General features: G+C 68.7%; 15 protein-coding genes. 8 read left to right on the top strand and 7 right to left on the bottom strand.

The window, feature by feature from the left end:
• Positions 1-46 precede the first annotated feature (46 nt).
• From B0E52_RS05935 to B0E52_RS05925, 3 genes are all read left to right on the top strand, one after another.
• Positions 47-457 (top strand): hypothetical protein, encoded by a 411-nt coding sequence (locus B0E52_RS05935; RefSeq protein ID WP_077482562.1) that lies wholly within the window; start codon positions 47-49, stop codon positions 455-457.
• A 514-nt stretch (positions 458-971) separates the two neighbouring features.
• On the top strand, positions 972-2,054 hold the full coding sequence (locus B0E52_RS05930) for a phospholipase A (RefSeq protein ID WP_077482560.1): 1,083 nt from the start codon (positions 972-974) through the stop codon (positions 2,052-2,054).
• 39 nt (positions 2,055-2,093) lie between these two features.
• Entirely contained in the window at positions 2,094-2,555 is a 462-nt protein-coding gene (locus B0E52_RS05925) for a GNAT family N-acetyltransferase (protein ID WP_077482698.1), read from the top strand.
• 68 nt (positions 2,556-2,623) lie between these two features.
• On the opposite strand, the gene B0E52_RS05920 is transcribed toward B0E52_RS05925, so the two are convergent.
• A complete protein-coding gene (locus B0E52_RS05920; protein ID WP_077482558.1) occupies positions 2,624-3,106 on the bottom strand; it encodes a peptidylprolyl isomerase in 483 nt (160 codons plus the stop codon).
• Positions 3,107-3,253: 147 nt separating this feature from the next.
• On the opposite strand from B0E52_RS05920, the gene B0E52_RS05915 reads away from it, so the two are divergent.
• The gene (locus B0E52_RS05915; protein WP_077482696.1) at positions 3,254-4,606 is read left to right on the top strand and encodes an MATE family efflux transporter; all 1,353 of its coding nucleotides are present in this window, start codon (positions 3,254-3,256) and stop codon (positions 4,604-4,606) included.
• Positions 4,607-4,635: 29 nt separating this feature from the next.
• Positions 4,636-6,168 (top strand): D-alanyl-D-alanine carboxypeptidase/D-alanyl-D-alanine-endopeptidase, encoded by a 1,533-nt coding sequence (gene dacB, locus B0E52_RS05910; protein WP_139351600.1) that lies wholly within the window; start codon positions 4,636-4,638, stop codon positions 6,166-6,168.
• A gap of 97 nt (positions 6,169-6,265) precedes the next feature.
• On the opposite strand, the gene B0E52_RS05905 is transcribed toward dacB, so the two are convergent.
• Positions 6,266-6,751 carry a glutathione peroxidase gene (locus B0E52_RS05905; RefSeq protein ID WP_077482556.1) on the bottom strand — a complete coding sequence of 162 codons (486 nt, stop codon included), beginning with the start codon at positions 6,749-6,751 and terminating at the stop codon, positions 6,266-6,268.
• Positions 6,752-6,831: 80 nt separating this feature from the next.
• Between B0E52_RS05905 and B0E52_RS05900 the strand changes: the two genes are divergently transcribed.
• The 3 genes from B0E52_RS05900 to B0E52_RS05890 all read left to right on the top strand — a co-directional run bounded on the left by B0E52_RS05900 (position 6,832) and on the right by B0E52_RS05890 (position 9,451).
• Positions 6,832-7,842 carry a methionine ABC transporter ATP-binding protein gene (locus B0E52_RS05900; protein WP_077482692.1) on the top strand — a complete coding sequence of 337 codons (1,011 nt, stop codon included), beginning with the start codon at positions 6,832-6,834 and terminating at the stop codon, positions 7,840-7,842.
• Positions 7,839-8,516: a methionine ABC transporter permease gene (locus B0E52_RS05895; protein WP_077482554.1), complete on the top strand. Its 678-nt coding sequence runs from the start codon at positions 7,839-7,841 to the stop codon at positions 8,514-8,516. Before B0E52_RS05900 ends, B0E52_RS05895 begins: the two co-directional genes overlap by 4 nt.
• Positions 8,517-8,662: 146 nt before the next feature.
• Positions 8,663-9,451, top strand: coding sequence for a MetQ/NlpA family ABC transporter substrate-binding protein (locus tag B0E52_RS05890; RefSeq protein WP_077482552.1), 789 nt, complete (start codon positions 8,663-8,665; stop codon positions 9,449-9,451).
• A gap of 53 nt (positions 9,452-9,504) precedes the next feature.
• On the opposite strand, the gene panD is transcribed toward B0E52_RS05890, so the two are convergent.
• From panD to pcnB, 5 genes are all read right to left on the bottom strand, one after another.
• Positions 9,505-9,891 carry an aspartate 1-decarboxylase gene (panD, locus tag B0E52_RS05885; protein WP_077482550.1) on the bottom strand — a complete coding sequence of 129 codons (387 nt, stop codon included), beginning with the start codon at positions 9,889-9,891 and terminating at the stop codon, positions 9,505-9,507.
• 100 nt (positions 9,892-9,991) lie between these two features.
• Positions 9,992-10,837: a pantoate--beta-alanine ligase gene (gene panC, locus B0E52_RS05880; protein WP_077482548.1), complete on the bottom strand. Its 846-nt coding sequence runs from the start codon at positions 10,835-10,837 to the stop codon at positions 9,992-9,994.
• 13 nt (positions 10,838-10,850) lie between these two features.
• Positions 10,851-11,681, bottom strand: coding sequence for a 3-methyl-2-oxobutanoate hydroxymethyltransferase (gene panB / locus B0E52_RS05875; RefSeq protein WP_077482547.1), 831 nt, complete (start codon positions 11,679-11,681; stop codon positions 10,851-10,853).
• A gap of 47 nt (positions 11,682-11,728) precedes the next feature.
• Positions 11,729-12,226 (bottom strand): 2-amino-4-hydroxy-6-hydroxymethyldihydropteridine diphosphokinase, encoded by a 498-nt coding sequence (gene folK, locus B0E52_RS05870; RefSeq protein ID WP_077482545.1) that lies wholly within the window; start codon positions 12,224-12,226, stop codon positions 11,729-11,731.
• The gene (pcnB, locus tag B0E52_RS05865) at positions 12,223-13,575 is read right to left on the bottom strand and encodes a polynucleotide adenylyltransferase PcnB (protein WP_077482542.1); all 1,353 of its coding nucleotides are present in this window, start codon (positions 13,573-13,575) and stop codon (positions 12,223-12,225) included. Before pcnB ends, folK begins: the two co-directional genes overlap by 4 nt.
• Positions 13,576-13,590: the final 15 nt, after the last annotated feature.

Genomic DNA, 13,590 nt, shown 5'->3' with positions numbered 1-13,590 from the left:
CGCGAGGCTCGCACTCCCTCAGACATTCTGGCATGGAGTAATCATCATGAAAGCACGCAATGTGTTGTTGCCCGCCCTCGTCACCGGCGCCCTGATCTTCGCTGGCGCCTCCTTCGCCCAGGACAGTACCGGCCAGGCGCCACCGCCCTCACAGAACAGCATGCAGTCGGCGCCGGCTCCAGCGACGCAGGCTCCGCCGTCGCAGGACACCATGCAGCCCGCGCCGGCCCCTGCGCAGACGCCGCCACCCGACGTGACCGTGCGCAGCGTGCCGCCTGCCGCGCCGCAGATCGCCACGCCGCCGCCGTTCAGCCAGCTCGCCGGCAACAGCAAGTGGATCACCGAGGAACAGGCCGCCGCCTATCCGCCGCTGGCGAACGACTTCCTCAACGCCAGCCACGACGGCAAGCGCGTCAGCAAGACGCAGTACGAGGCGTGGGTGAAGCAGATCCAGTAAAGCACCAGGCAAGGAAGCAAACGGCCACGTCGACGACGTGGCCGTTTTTTTGGCTTTACCGATGCGATCTTCCATGATCGCGGCAATACGACGGTGGACGGAAAGACGAGCCGATCGCTCTGCCTTGGCGTCAGAGCCTGTTCAAAGTCTCCGCGTAGCTCGCGTTGCCTTGCCATGGTCGTCAGGTGGTAGTGCGTGGTGCAGTGCCTGCCTGGCTGGCAGGTCAATCCACGCGCTGCCGCATGGCGGCCATGGCAAGGCAACCCGAAGGGCCGGGTCTGTTTGCCCACGTGCCTGCGTCATCGCTCAGTCGTGGACGGACGTCCACTCCTTCACTCTTCCTTGGCCTGCGCGCAAACAGCTCCCGGCGCGGGCCACGCAGAGACTTTGAACAGGCTCTCAGAAGCGGCCATCCATGGCCGCACTTCTCAACGGATGCGACGATCGACGGAAAGGCGAACTGCTCGATCGACTAGACTCCGGTCATTCCACGCCCGCATGCGCCGGAGTCCCCATGCCTTGTCGCCGCATCCTGCTGCTGGTCGGCTGTCTCGTCGCCGGCATCTGCCGTGCGCAGAATCCCGACCCGATGGACATCCGCGCCTGCACCGCGATCGAGAGCGACGCACAACGACTGGCCTGCTACGACCGCGCCACCGGGCGCGACCAGTTGCCGGCCGCGCAGAAGCGCAACGAGCAGCCCGCCACGACGAACGAAGGCATGTTCGCGCACGACCGCCAGACCGGCGTCGTCGCCGCGGCCGAGCCGCAGGTGGCCGCGCCGCTGTCGCTGCTGGACAGCCGCTGGGAGCTGTCGCCGGAGAGCAAGCTCGGCACCTTCAACCTGCGCGGCTACAGGCCGGTGTACGCGATGCCGCTGTTCGCCACCAGCAACCAGAACCGCGAGCCGCACAGCCCGAATCCCGACAACACCGTGCGCACGCCGCAGCAGATGCAGAACGTCGAGGGCAAGTTCCAGCTCAGCCTGAAGACGAAGATCTGGCAAGGCGTGTTCGGCGATGCCGGCGACCTGTGGCTGGGCTACACGCAGAGCTCGCGCTGGCAGGTCTACAACGCGCAGGCCTCGCGCCCGTTCCGCGAGACGAACTACGAGCCCGAGGCGCTGCTGGTGTTCGACACGCATTACCGCGTGCTGGGCTGGGATGGTCGCCTGCTCGGCATCGGCGTGGACCACCAGTCCAACGGCCGCGGCAATCCGCTGTCGCGCAGCTGGAACCGGGTGATCGCCGACTTCGGTTTCGAACGCGACGGCTGGACCGTGATGTTCCGCCCGTGGTGGCGCATCCCCGAGGCACGCCGCGACGACGACAACCCCGACATCAGCGACTACATCGGCCGCGCCGACATGCAGATCGTGCACGAATGGCACGGCCAGGAATTCGGCATGATGCTGCGCCATTCGTTGCGTGGCGGTAGCCAGAGCCACGGTGCCGCGCGCTTCACCTGGAGCTTCCCCATCGCCGGCAACCTGCGCGGCTACATGGAACTGTTCAAGGGTTACGGCGAAAGCCTGATCGACTACAACCACAACGCCACCTACCTGGGGCTGGGCGTGTCGCTGCTCGACTGGTACTGAGCAGGCCGGCCATCCCCACCCATGCATGCGAGCACCGCCGTGAGCGACACGATCCTGATCCGTCCAGCGACGACCGCCGACTACGCCGCGTGGAAACCGCTGTGGGACGGCTACAACGCGTTCTACGGCCGCAGCGGCCCCACCGCCCTGCCGGAGGAAATCACCCGCACGACGTGGGCGCGCTTCCACGATCCGGCCGAACCGGTGCACTCCCTGGTCGCCGAACGCGACGGCTCGTTGCTGGGCCTGGCGCACTACCTGTTTCATCGCAGCACGATCCGGCTCGAGCCGAGCTGCTACCTGCAGGATCTGTTCACCACGCCGGCCGCACGCGGCCACGGCGTGGGCCGTGCGCTGATCGAGCGCGTCTACGAAATCGCTCGGGCAGCCAGGGTGCCCCGCGTGTACTGGCAAACCCATGAAACCAACGCCACCGCGATGCGGCTCTACGACCAGGTGGCGGAGAAGTCGGGCTTCGTGGTGTACCGCAAGCCGCTCTGACGACGAAGGCCCGGCAGTTCATGCCGGGCCTTCATGGTGTCGCGAAATCGCGAATCGAGACAGCGCGATCAGTGGTGGTGTCCGCCCGCGCCATGCACGTGCCCGTGCGCCAGCTCTTCCTCGGTGGCTTCGCGCACTTCGGCCACTTCGATGGCGAAGTGCAGGGTCTTGCCGGCCAACGGATGGTTGCCATCGATGTGCACCTTGTCGTCCTCGACCCGGGTCACGGTGACGTTGATCACGCCCTGCGGGCCGTTGCCCTGGAACTGCATGCCGGGCTGGATGTCCGCCACGCCCTGGAAGGCCTCGCGCGGTACTTCCTGCACCAGTTCCTCGTGATGCACGCCGTAGCCTTCCTCCGGCGCCACATGGGCGTCGAACTTGTCGCCGACCCGGCGGCCTTCCATCTGCTTCTCCAGGCCCGGCACGATGTGGCCCTGGCCGTGCAGGTAGGTCAATGGCTCGCGGCCGGCGGAGCTGTCGACGACCTGGCCGTCGTCGTCGGTGAGCGTGTAGTGGAAGGCAACGGCGGCGTTGGCGGCAATCTGCATGACGGGTTCCGGTAACGGGAAGAGCACCGGCATCGCACCGGCAGGAACGAACAAGCGTAGCAGATCGCCCCCGGGCGCTCCCGGCGGCGCCCGGTTCCCGTGCCAGAATGCGGCGTCCCCCGCAGGCCTCCAATCATGCCGCCAACCGTGTCGCCGCTCCTGGCCGACTGGCGCCATCGTCCCACGCATCGCCGCGTGTGGGCGCTGGCGACGCCGATGATCCTGTCCAACCTCAGCGTGCCGCTGGTGGCGCTGGTGGACAGCACGGTGGCGGGCCACCTGCCGCACGCCAGCGACCTGGCAGCGGTGGCGGTGGGCAGTGCGGTGTATGCGCTGCCGGTGTGGAGCCTGGGCTTCCTGCGCATGGGCACCACCGGCTTCGCCGCGCAGGCCCATGGTGCCGATGACGGCTCCGCGCTGCGCACGATCCTGGCGCAGGCGCTGCTGCTGGCGGCCATCGCGGGGCTGCTGGTCGGCGCGCTGATGTGGCCGTTGCTGCCCTGGCTGATCGGCCAGATGCACCCCTCCGCCGCGCTGGGCACGCTGGGGCTGGACTACCTGCACCTGCGCCTGTTCGGACTGCCGGCCGCGCTGCTGAACTACGCTCTGGCCGGCTGGTTCATCGGCAAGCACGACACGCGCACCACGCTGGCGCTGCTGCTGGTCACCAACCTGGCGAACATCGCGCTGAACCTGCTGTTCGTGCTGGGCTTCAAGCTGGGCGTGCCCGGCATCGCGCTGGCCTCGGTCGCCGGCGAGTGGTGCGGCACGCTGTTCGGCCTGGCACGGGCACGGCAGGCGTTGCGTGCCGTGATCGGACGGGTGGACTGGGCCGCGATGCGCAGCTGGCCGCACTGGCGCCCGCTGCTGGCGGTGAACCGCGACATCTTCCTGCGCACGCTGGTGCTGGAGGCGGTGTTCTTCTCGATTTCGCTGCTCGGCACGCGACTGGGCGACGCGGTGGTGGCCGCGAATGCCCTGCTGATGAACGGGCTGCTGCTCGCCGCCTTCGGCCTCGACGGCCTGGCCAACGCGATCGAAGCGCTGTGCGGCCACGCGATCGGCGCCCGCGACGCACCCGGCCTGCGCCGCGCACTGGTGGTGGCCGGCGGCTGGGCACTGCTGGGCAGCCTCGGCTTCGCCGTGCTGTTCGCGCTGGGCGGCCACCTGTTCATCGATGCACAAACCAGCCTGCCCGCGGTGCGCACCGTGGCCTATCACGCCCTGCCCTGGCTGGCCGTGCTGCCGCTGGCAGGGGTGTGGAGCTACCTGCTGGACGGCCTGTTCGTGGGCGCCACCCGCGCCCGCGAGATGCGCGACGGCATGCTGCTCGCGGGCCTGCTGTTCGCCGTGCTGGCTTGGGCCTGCCGCGGCTGGGGCAACGACGGGCTGTGGTTCGCTTTCCTCGTCTTCATGGTGACGCGCGGGCTGAGCCTGGGATGGATCGCATTGCGCCTGCAGCGCCGCCAGGCCTGGATCGCCGCCGCGGCGCCGGGCTGATGGCGTGGCCGCTGCGCGATACTCGGCGAATGAAAGCCGCCCTCTGGATTGCCGCACTGCTGATTCCTCTCGCGCTGCCCGCGGCGGCCCAACCTCCCATCCAGGCGCCCGCGACCGTGCAGGCCCCGGCCACGCTGGCTGCGCGCATCGACGCGATCGTCCGCCAACCACGCTATGCCGCCGCCGACTGGGGTATCGCCGTGGTGGCGCTGGACAGTGGCCGTACGTTGTATGCGCACCAGGCCGGCAAGCTGTTCCAACCCGCCTCCACCGCGAAGCTGTTCACCGCGGCGTTGAGCCTGGCCACTCTGGCTCCCGACTACCGGATTCCCACGCGCCTGCTCTCGGCCGCACCGATCCGCCACGGTCGGCTTGACGGCCCTTTGCTGCTGGCCGGCATGGGCGATCCCGCCCTGGGCACGCTCGGTGCGAATCCCGACTGGGCCGACGATCTCGCGGCGCAGCTCGCCGCGCGCGGCATCCGCGAGATCCGCGGTGAACTGATCGCCGACGACAGCTACTTCACCGGGCCGGCGCTGGGCAGCGGGTGGGAAGCCAGCGACCTGCTGGGCTGGTTCGCGGCGCCCGCTTCGGCGCTCAGCGTGCACGAGAACACCGTGACGCTGACGGTGACGCCGGCGGCGCGAGCCGGCGAACCCGCGCGGCTGGACTTCGCGCCCGCCGTGGCGGCACCGTCGCTGGCGGGCACGCTGACCACCGCGCCCCCGCACACTCCGGACGACATCAACCTCTACCGCGCACCGGGCGATCCGCTGCTGCACGCGTTCGGCAGCGTCGCCGCCGGCACGCCGCCGCGCAGCTACCGGCTGGCGATTCCCGATCCCGCGCGGCAAGCCGGCGAAGAGCTGCGCGCGGCGCTGGCGCGCCACGGCGTGCGGCTGAAAGGCGCGCTGCGCGTGCTGCACTGGCCGGAACGCGACGATGCGCTGCGCGCGAACGCGCAGGTGCTGGCCGAAGTGCTGTCGCCGCCGATGAGCGAGATCCTCGCCCAAGGCCTCAAGCGCTCGCAGAACCTGTACCTGCAGAACCTGCTGCAGATCGACGGCGTCAGCGCGCAGGCCGCGGCGGCGAACCGGCCCGACGCCCCCACCGGCTTCCTCGGCAGCGAAGCCTGGGGATTGCGCGCGCTGCACGCGCTGCTCGAACGCATCGGCATCCCGCCCTCGTCGGTACTGCTGGAGGAAGGCAGCGGGCTGTCGCGCGGCGACCTGGTGACCCCTGCGGCGATGGTGCAGCTGCTGCAATACCTCGCCGCGCAGCCATATGCGGCGACGCTGCGCGGCATGCTGCCGGTGGCCGGCGTGGACGGCACGCTGGAATGGCGCATGCGCGACGGCCCGGCCACCGACAAGGTACAGGCCAAGACCGGCAGCATGACCCATGTGCACAGCCTCGCCGGCTACGTCACCACGGCGGGCGGCAGGCAACTGGCCTTCGCGATCCTGCTCAACAACTATGATCGCGGCGACCTCGGCCCGAGCGCCAACCGCGACATCGACGCCATCGTGCAACTGCTGGCCGGCTTGCGCGACACCGACTGAAGCGTCTGTTGAAGCGCTTCCTGTGCGCGAATGCTTTTGCTCCGATCGACGCCAGAGCGTTCGCGCACAGAGTGCGCTCCTGCGCGGGCGGGGCCGCTCAATCCGCCAGCAGGCGATCCAGCTCCTTGCCGATCTTCTCCGGCGTGTCGGTGGGCGCGTAACGCTTCACCACCTGGCCATGGCCGTCGACCAGGAACTTGGTGAAGTTCCACTTGATCGCCTCGCTGCCGAGGATGCCCTTGCCCTCGTGCTTCAGCCACCGGTACAGCGGGTGCGCATGTTCGCCGTTCACCTCGACCTTCGCGAACAGCGGGAAGGTGACGCCGTAGCTGGTGTCGCAGAACTCGCGGATCGCCGTCTCGTCGCCCGGCTCCTGGTGGCCGAACTGGTCGCAGGGAAAACCCAGCACCACCAGGCCGCGGTCGCGGTCGTTCCGCCACAGCTTTTCCAGGCCGGCGTATTGCGGCGTAAAGCCGCATTTCGAGGCCACGTTGACGATCAGCAAGGTCTTGCCTCGCCATTCCGACAACGAGCGTTCGTTGCCGTCGATGTCGCGCGCGCTGAAGTCGTGGACGCTGCTCATGGCCGGGGTTCCCGTGGATGGACGTATGGAAGTCTACGCCAGACGCTAGAATGTCCGCCCGCTTCGCCACCCGGATTACCGTGATCCGCTTCCTCGACGTGCACAAGTCCTACCGTGTGGACGGCAAGGATATCCCCGCGCTGCAGCCGTTCAGCCTCGACATCCTGGATGGCGAGGTGTTCGGCATCATCGGCCATTCCGGCGCCGGCAAGTCCACCCTGATCCGGCTGATCAACCTGCTGGAACGGCCCAGCGGCGGACGCATCCTGATCGGCGACACCGAGATGACCGCGCTGCCCGAACCCGCGCTGCGCGCGCAACGCCGACGCATCGGCATGATCTTCCAGCACTTCAACCTGCTCGCCTCGCAGACCGTGGCGGACAACGTGGCGTTTCCGCTGCGCCTCGCCGGGGAGCGCGACGCGGCGAAGATCGATGCCCGCGTCGGCGAACTGCTGGAGCGCGTGGGCCTGGCCGAGCACGCCGGCAAATACCCCGCGCAGCTCTCCGGCGGCCAGAAGCAGCGCGTGGGCATCGCCCGCGCGCTGGCGAACCGGCCCGAGATCCTGCTGTGCGACGAGGCCACCAGTGCGCTCGATCCGCAGACCACGGCGTCCGTGCTCGATCTGCTGGCCGCGATCAACCGCGAACTCAAGCTCACCATCGTGCTGATCACCCACGAAATGGACGTGGTGCGGCGCATCTGCGACCGCGTGGCGGTGCTCGACGCCGGCCGCATCGTGGAAAGCGGCACGGTGGCCGACGTGTTCCTGCACCCGCGGCACGCCACCACGCGGCGCTTCGTCGACGAGGCCCTGCCGGAGGAAGCCGCCAGCGCGCTGGCGCCACTGGCGCAGGTGGGCGGCCGCGTGCTGCGCCTCACCTTCCGCGGCGCCACCACGCTCAGCCCGGTGCTGAGCCGGGTGATGCGCGAGAGCGGCGTGGATTTCAACCTGCTCGCCGGCCGCATCGACCGCATCAAGGAGCTGCCCTACGGCCAGCTCACCCTGACACTGGAAGGTACGAACGCCGACGCCGCCCTGGCCTCGCTGCGCGAGGCCGGTATCGAGATCGAGGAGCTGCCCCGATGAACCCGTTGCACTCCCTGTTCCCGAACATCGACGACTGGGGCGAGCTGGGCCGCGCCTGCATCGACACCCTGCTCATGCTGGGCGGCTCGCTGGCGCTCACCGTGGCCATCGGCCTGCCGCTGGGCGTGCTGCTCTACCTCACCGGCCGCAGCCAGCTGCGCGCGATGCCGAAGCTGTACGGCGTCACCTCGCTGGTGGTGAACGTGCTGCGCTCGGTGCCGTTCATCATCCTGATGATCGTGCTGATGCCGGTCACCTACGTGCTGGTGGGCACCAAGCTGGGCGTGCGCGGCGCGATCCCGCCGCTGGTGATCGGCGCCGCTCCGTTCTTCGCGCGGCTGGTGGAGACCGCGCTGCGCGAGGTGCAGCAGGGCGTGATCGAGGCGGCGCAGGCGATGGGCGCCAGCACTTGGCAGATCGTGTGCCACGTGCTGCTGCCGGAGGCGCGCGCCGGTCTGTGGGCCGGCATCACGGTGACCGCGATCGCGCTGGTGGGCTATACCGCGATGGGCGGCGCGATCGGTTCGGGCGGCCTGGGTGATCTCGCCTACCGTTACGGCTACCTCAGCTACAAGTCCGACTACATGGTCGTGACCGTGGTACTGCTGGTGGTGCTGGTGCAGTTGCTGCAGATGATCGGCGACCGCATCGTGGCGCGTTATAAGCGACACTGATCCGGTTATTTCACCCCAGTCGTTTGGACGCCTAGTCTGGAACACCCTTGGAAACCGCCATGACCGATGCTGCTGCTCCCCGCGATCTCCGCCATCCTCGCCCTGCTGCTGCTCGCCGGTTGCGCCCGCAAGCCGTCGTGACGTGGATGCGGCACGCCGCCGGCGCCGTGGCCTTCACCGTGCTGCTCGCGGCCTGTTCCGCGCCGAAGGAGGACGCGAACACGCTCACCGTGGCCGCCACCGCGGTGCCGCACGCGGAGATCCTGAAGCGGGTGCAACCCATCCTGGCCAAGGAAGGTCTGAAGCTGGAGATCAAGGTGTTCGCCGACTATGTGCAGCCGAACATGCAGGTGGTCGAGAAGCACATCGACCTGAACTATTTCCAGACCGGGCCCTACCTCGATGCGTTCAACCGCGAACACGGCACCCACCTGGTGCCGATCACGGGCGTGCACATCGAGCCGTTCGGCGCCTACTCGCGCAAATACACGAACATCGACCAGCTGCCCGCGGGTGCCACCGTGGCGCTGCCGAACGACCCCAGCAACGAGGGCCGCGCCCTGCTGCTGCTCGCGAAACACGGTTTGATCACACTGAAGGATCCCGCCAACGCGCTGGCCATGCCCAAGGACATCACGGCGAACCCGAAGCAGCTGAAGTTCAAGGAACTGGAGGCGGCGATGCTGCCGCGCACGCTGGACGAGGTGGACCTGGCGCTGATCAACACCAACTACGCGTTGGCGGCGGGCCTGAATCCCACCAGGGACGCGCTGCTGATCGAGAGCAAGGACTCGCCCTACGTGAACTACCTGGTGGGCCGCCCCGACAACGAGCATGACCCGCGCGTGCAGAAGCTGGTGCAGGCGCTGACCAGCCCCGCGATCAAGGCCTACATCGAACAGAAGTACAAGGGTGCCGTGCTGCCGGCATTCTGACCGTAGGTCGGGATTCATCCCGACTGCCCTTGCTTGTCGGGATGAATCCCGACCTACGCGGCCGCCATCTGCTTCGGGATCGAGCGGTTGGTGTGGGTGATGCGGTTGTTCGCATCCACGTAGACGCAGGTGGGCTGGAACTGCGCCAGTTCCTTCTCGTCGAGCTGGGCGAACGCGGCGATGATGATGAGATCGCCCACTTCCACGCTGCGTGCGGCGCTGCCATTCACCGAGATGATGCCCGAGCCTTCCTCGGCACGCAGCGCGTAGGTGACGAAGCGCTCGCCGTTGTTGATGTCCCAGGCATGGATCTGCTCGTACTCGCGGATGCCCGCGGCATCCAGCAGGTTGCCGTCGATCGCGATCGAGCCCTCGTAATGCAGCTCGGCGTGGCTGACGGTGGCGCGGTGGATCTTCGCCTTGAACATGTTCAGTTGCATGACTTCGGGTTCCTGCGGGAACGGCCCGCGTGGCTGCGCATTATCGAACTGCCGACATTGCACCGCAACATCGGCCGTTCAGCCCGAAAATGCGGGCGCTTCAGTCGAACTGCAAGTTGTCGATCAGCCGCGTCGTGCCCAGCCGCGCCGCGATCAGCGCCACCAGCCCCTCGCGCTCGCCGTCGGCCGGCTCGGACAGGTCCTCGACACGACGGATCGCCACATAGTCGGGCGCAAAACCCGCGCGCTCCAGCTTCGATTGCGCCGCCTCCTCCACGATGCGCCGCGCATGGCCTTTGCCGACCAGCTCGCGCATCTGCGCCAACGTGGCGTGGATCTGCGGCGCCAGCACGCGCGCTTCCGCCGACAGGTACTGGTTGCGCGAACTAAGCGCCAGCCCGTCGTCGGCGCGCAGGGTGGGCGCGCCGATCACCTTCACCGGCAGCGCCAAGTCGCCAACCATGTGCTCGATCACCTTGAGCTGCTGGAAATCCTTCTGGCCGAACACCGCCAGATCCGGCTGCACCATGTTGAACAGCTTGCACACCACGGTGGCCACACCGTCGAAATGACCGGGGCGATGGGCACCTTCCAGCGTGTCGGTGATCCCCGGCACATGGATGCTCGCGCCCTGCTCGGCGCCGAACGGATACATCGTCGCCACCTCGGGCGCGAACAGCAGGTCGCAGTCGTTCTCGGCGAGACCGGCCTGGTCCTGCGCCAGCGTGCGCGGGTAGCGCGCGAAATCCTCGTTCGGGCCGAACTGGGTGGGGTTGACGAACACGCTGGCCACCACGCGGTCGGCCCGTGCGCGCGCCAGCTTCAACAGCGAGTAATGCCCAGCGTGCAGGTTGCCCATGGTCGGCACCAGCCCCACGGTCTGGCCCTGGCTCCGCCAGTTGCGGATCGCGGCGCGCAGGGCCGGAAGGTCTTGCACGGTTTGCATAAGCCCTACTCGTTCAGTTGAAGCAGTGTTCGGGCGCGGGAAACGCCCCGCTGCGCACGTCCGCCGCATAGGCCGCGATCGCCGCCGACACAGCATCGCGGCCGGCAAGGAAATCCTTGCTGAACTTGGGGCGCTTGCCGGGCGTGATGCCCAGCATGTCGTGGATCACCAGCACCTGGCCGTCGCAGTGCGGGCCCGCGCCGATGCCGATCACCGGAATCTTCAGCGCCTTGGTCACCCGCTCGCCGAGCGCCATAGGCACGCCTTCCAGCACCAGCAGGTCGGCGCCTGCGGCCTGCACCGACTGCGCCTCGGCCAGGATGCGGTCGGCCGTTTCCTGCTCGCGGCCCTGGATGCGGAAGCCGCCGAACTTGTGCACCGACTGCGGCGTGAGGCCCAGGTGGGCACAGACCGGGATCGCGCGCGCCACCAGCGCCGCAGTCGCGTCCAGGATGTGCGGCGCGGCACCCTCGATCTTCACCATCGCCGCGCCCGCCTCGCCCACCAGCCGCGCGCCGGCCTCCAGTACGTGCGGCAGGTCGCGATCGGCCATGAACGGCAGGTCGGCGACCAGCAGCGTGGCCGACAGCCCGCGCGCCACCGCCTGCGTGTGGTAGACCATGTGGTCCAGCGTCACCGGCAAGGTGCTCTTGTGGCCCTGCACCACCATGCCCAGCGAGTCGCCGACCAGCGCCACGTCGACGCCGGCCAGTTCCAGCTGCGCGGCAAGGCTGTAGTCGTAGGCGGTGAGCATCGCGATGCGGCGACCTTCGGCCTTCATCGCATGCAGGCCGGGCACGGTGACCGGTTTGCGGGCAGGAGCAGCGGCGGAATCGACGTACACGGTGTCGTCTCGAAGGCGGGGACCGGCCGATTATCCGCTGCACCGCATCATTCGGCCAGCCGGTCTTCGATCAGGCATTCGCAACCTTGCGTATCCGCTACAGCGAGCAGGTCGGCCACGCGGCCCTGCCCCGGCAGCCGCAGCTCCGGCGCAATGTCGTTGAGCGGCAGCAGCACGAAGGCGCGCTCGGCGATGCGCGGATGCGGCAGGGTCAGCCGCGCGTCGTCGAGCTGCACGCCGTCCATGTGCAGCAGGTCGAGATCCAGCGTGCGCGGGCCGTTGCGCTCGGCGCGCACGCGACCGGCGCGCTGCTCGATCGCCAGCAACTCATCCAGCAGCGCATGTGGCGCGAGGTCGGTATCCAGCAGCACCGCGGCATTGAGGAACGGCGGCTGCTCCCGCAGGCCCCAGGGCGGCGTGCGGTACAGGCGCGAACGGCGCAGCACGCGCGTGCCTGGCAGGCGCGCCAGTGCATCTATGGCCTCCAGCAACTGCCGTCGCGGATCGCCCAGGTTGCCGCCCAGCGCGACGTAGGTCGCAGTCACGCCGGTTTCGATTTCGTCGCGGGTTTGCGCCGGCGCCGTTTGCGCGCCGGGCCGGCAGTCGGAGTGGCTGCCTCGGGTTCGCTGCCGCCGCCGTGTGCCGGCAGCGCCGCCGCCAGCGTCTCGTGCGGCAGTTGTTGCGCGTGGTCCCACCACAGGCCCAGCTCGCGGATCGCCGGCGATTCGTGCGCGCGCAGCAGCAGGAAATCGAATGCGGCGCGGAAGCGCGGATGCGCCAGCAGGCGCAATACCTTCTTGCGCTGGATCTGCTCGAAGCGCGGCTGCAGCGACCAGATCTCCTCCATCGTGAAGGTGAAGCGGCGCGGGATCGCCACGCGCTGGCACTGCTCGCCCACCACCTGCAGCGCGGCGCGCGCCCAGGCTTCGGTGGCGTCCTTGCCGCGGGCGATCTGCTGTTGTGCCAGGTCGCGCACCTCGCCCCACAGGAGCACCGCGAACAGGAAGGCCGGCGTCACCGACTTGCCCTCGGCGACGCGCGCATCGGTGTTCTCCAAGCCCTGCTCGACCAGCGCGCGCAACGCCTCGTCGCCACGCTTCAGCGCACGGGCGGTGGCCGGGAACAGGAATTTCAGCAGGCCGCACTGTTCGAGCATGCGGAAGCTCTTCAGCCCGTGCCCGGCGAGGAACATCTTCAGCGATTCGTCGAACAGTCGCGCCGGCGCCGCCTCGGCCAGCAGCGGCCCCAGCTCCTCGAACGGCGCCGCCGCAGGCGCATCGATCGAGAAACCGAGCTTGGCGGCCAGTCGCGCCGCGCGCAGCATCCGCACCGGATCCTCCCGGTAGCGCGTATCCGGATCGCCGATCAGGCGCAGCACGCGGTCCTGCAGATCCTGCATGCCGCCCACGTAATCGCGCACCGAAAAGTCGCTGATGTCGTAGTACATCGCGTTGACGCGGAAGTCGCGGCGCAGCGCATCCTCCTCGATCGTGCCCCACACGTTGTCGCGCACGATGCGGCCGTCGACGATGTGGCGCTCGCCCTCCGCGCCCTCCTCCTCGCCGGTGCCGCGGAAGGTGGCCACCTCGATGATCTCCGGCCCGAACACCACGTGCGCCAGCCGGAAGCGGCGGCCGATCAGCCGACAGTTGCGGAACAGCTTCTTCACCTCGTCCGGCGTGGCGCTGGTGGCCACGTCGAAATCCTTGGGCCGGCCGCCCAGCAACAGGTCGCGCACCGCGCCGCCGACCAGGAACGCGTCGTAGCCGGCCTCGTTGAGGCGATACAGCACGCGCAGCGCGGCCTTGCTGATGTTCTTGCGGGAAATCGTGTGCTGCTCGCGCGGGATGATGCGCAGCGCGGGCCTGGCGTCGTTCCTGGCTTCGGAATTCAAGCGTGTGGAGTCCTT

Source organism: Rhodanobacter sp. C06 (assembly GCF_002001105.1).
Taxonomy (GTDB): Bacteria; Pseudomonadota; Gammaproteobacteria; order Xanthomonadales; family Rhodanobacteraceae; genus Rhodanobacter_A.
This window is presented reverse-complemented; position numbering and strand designations above follow the sequence as displayed.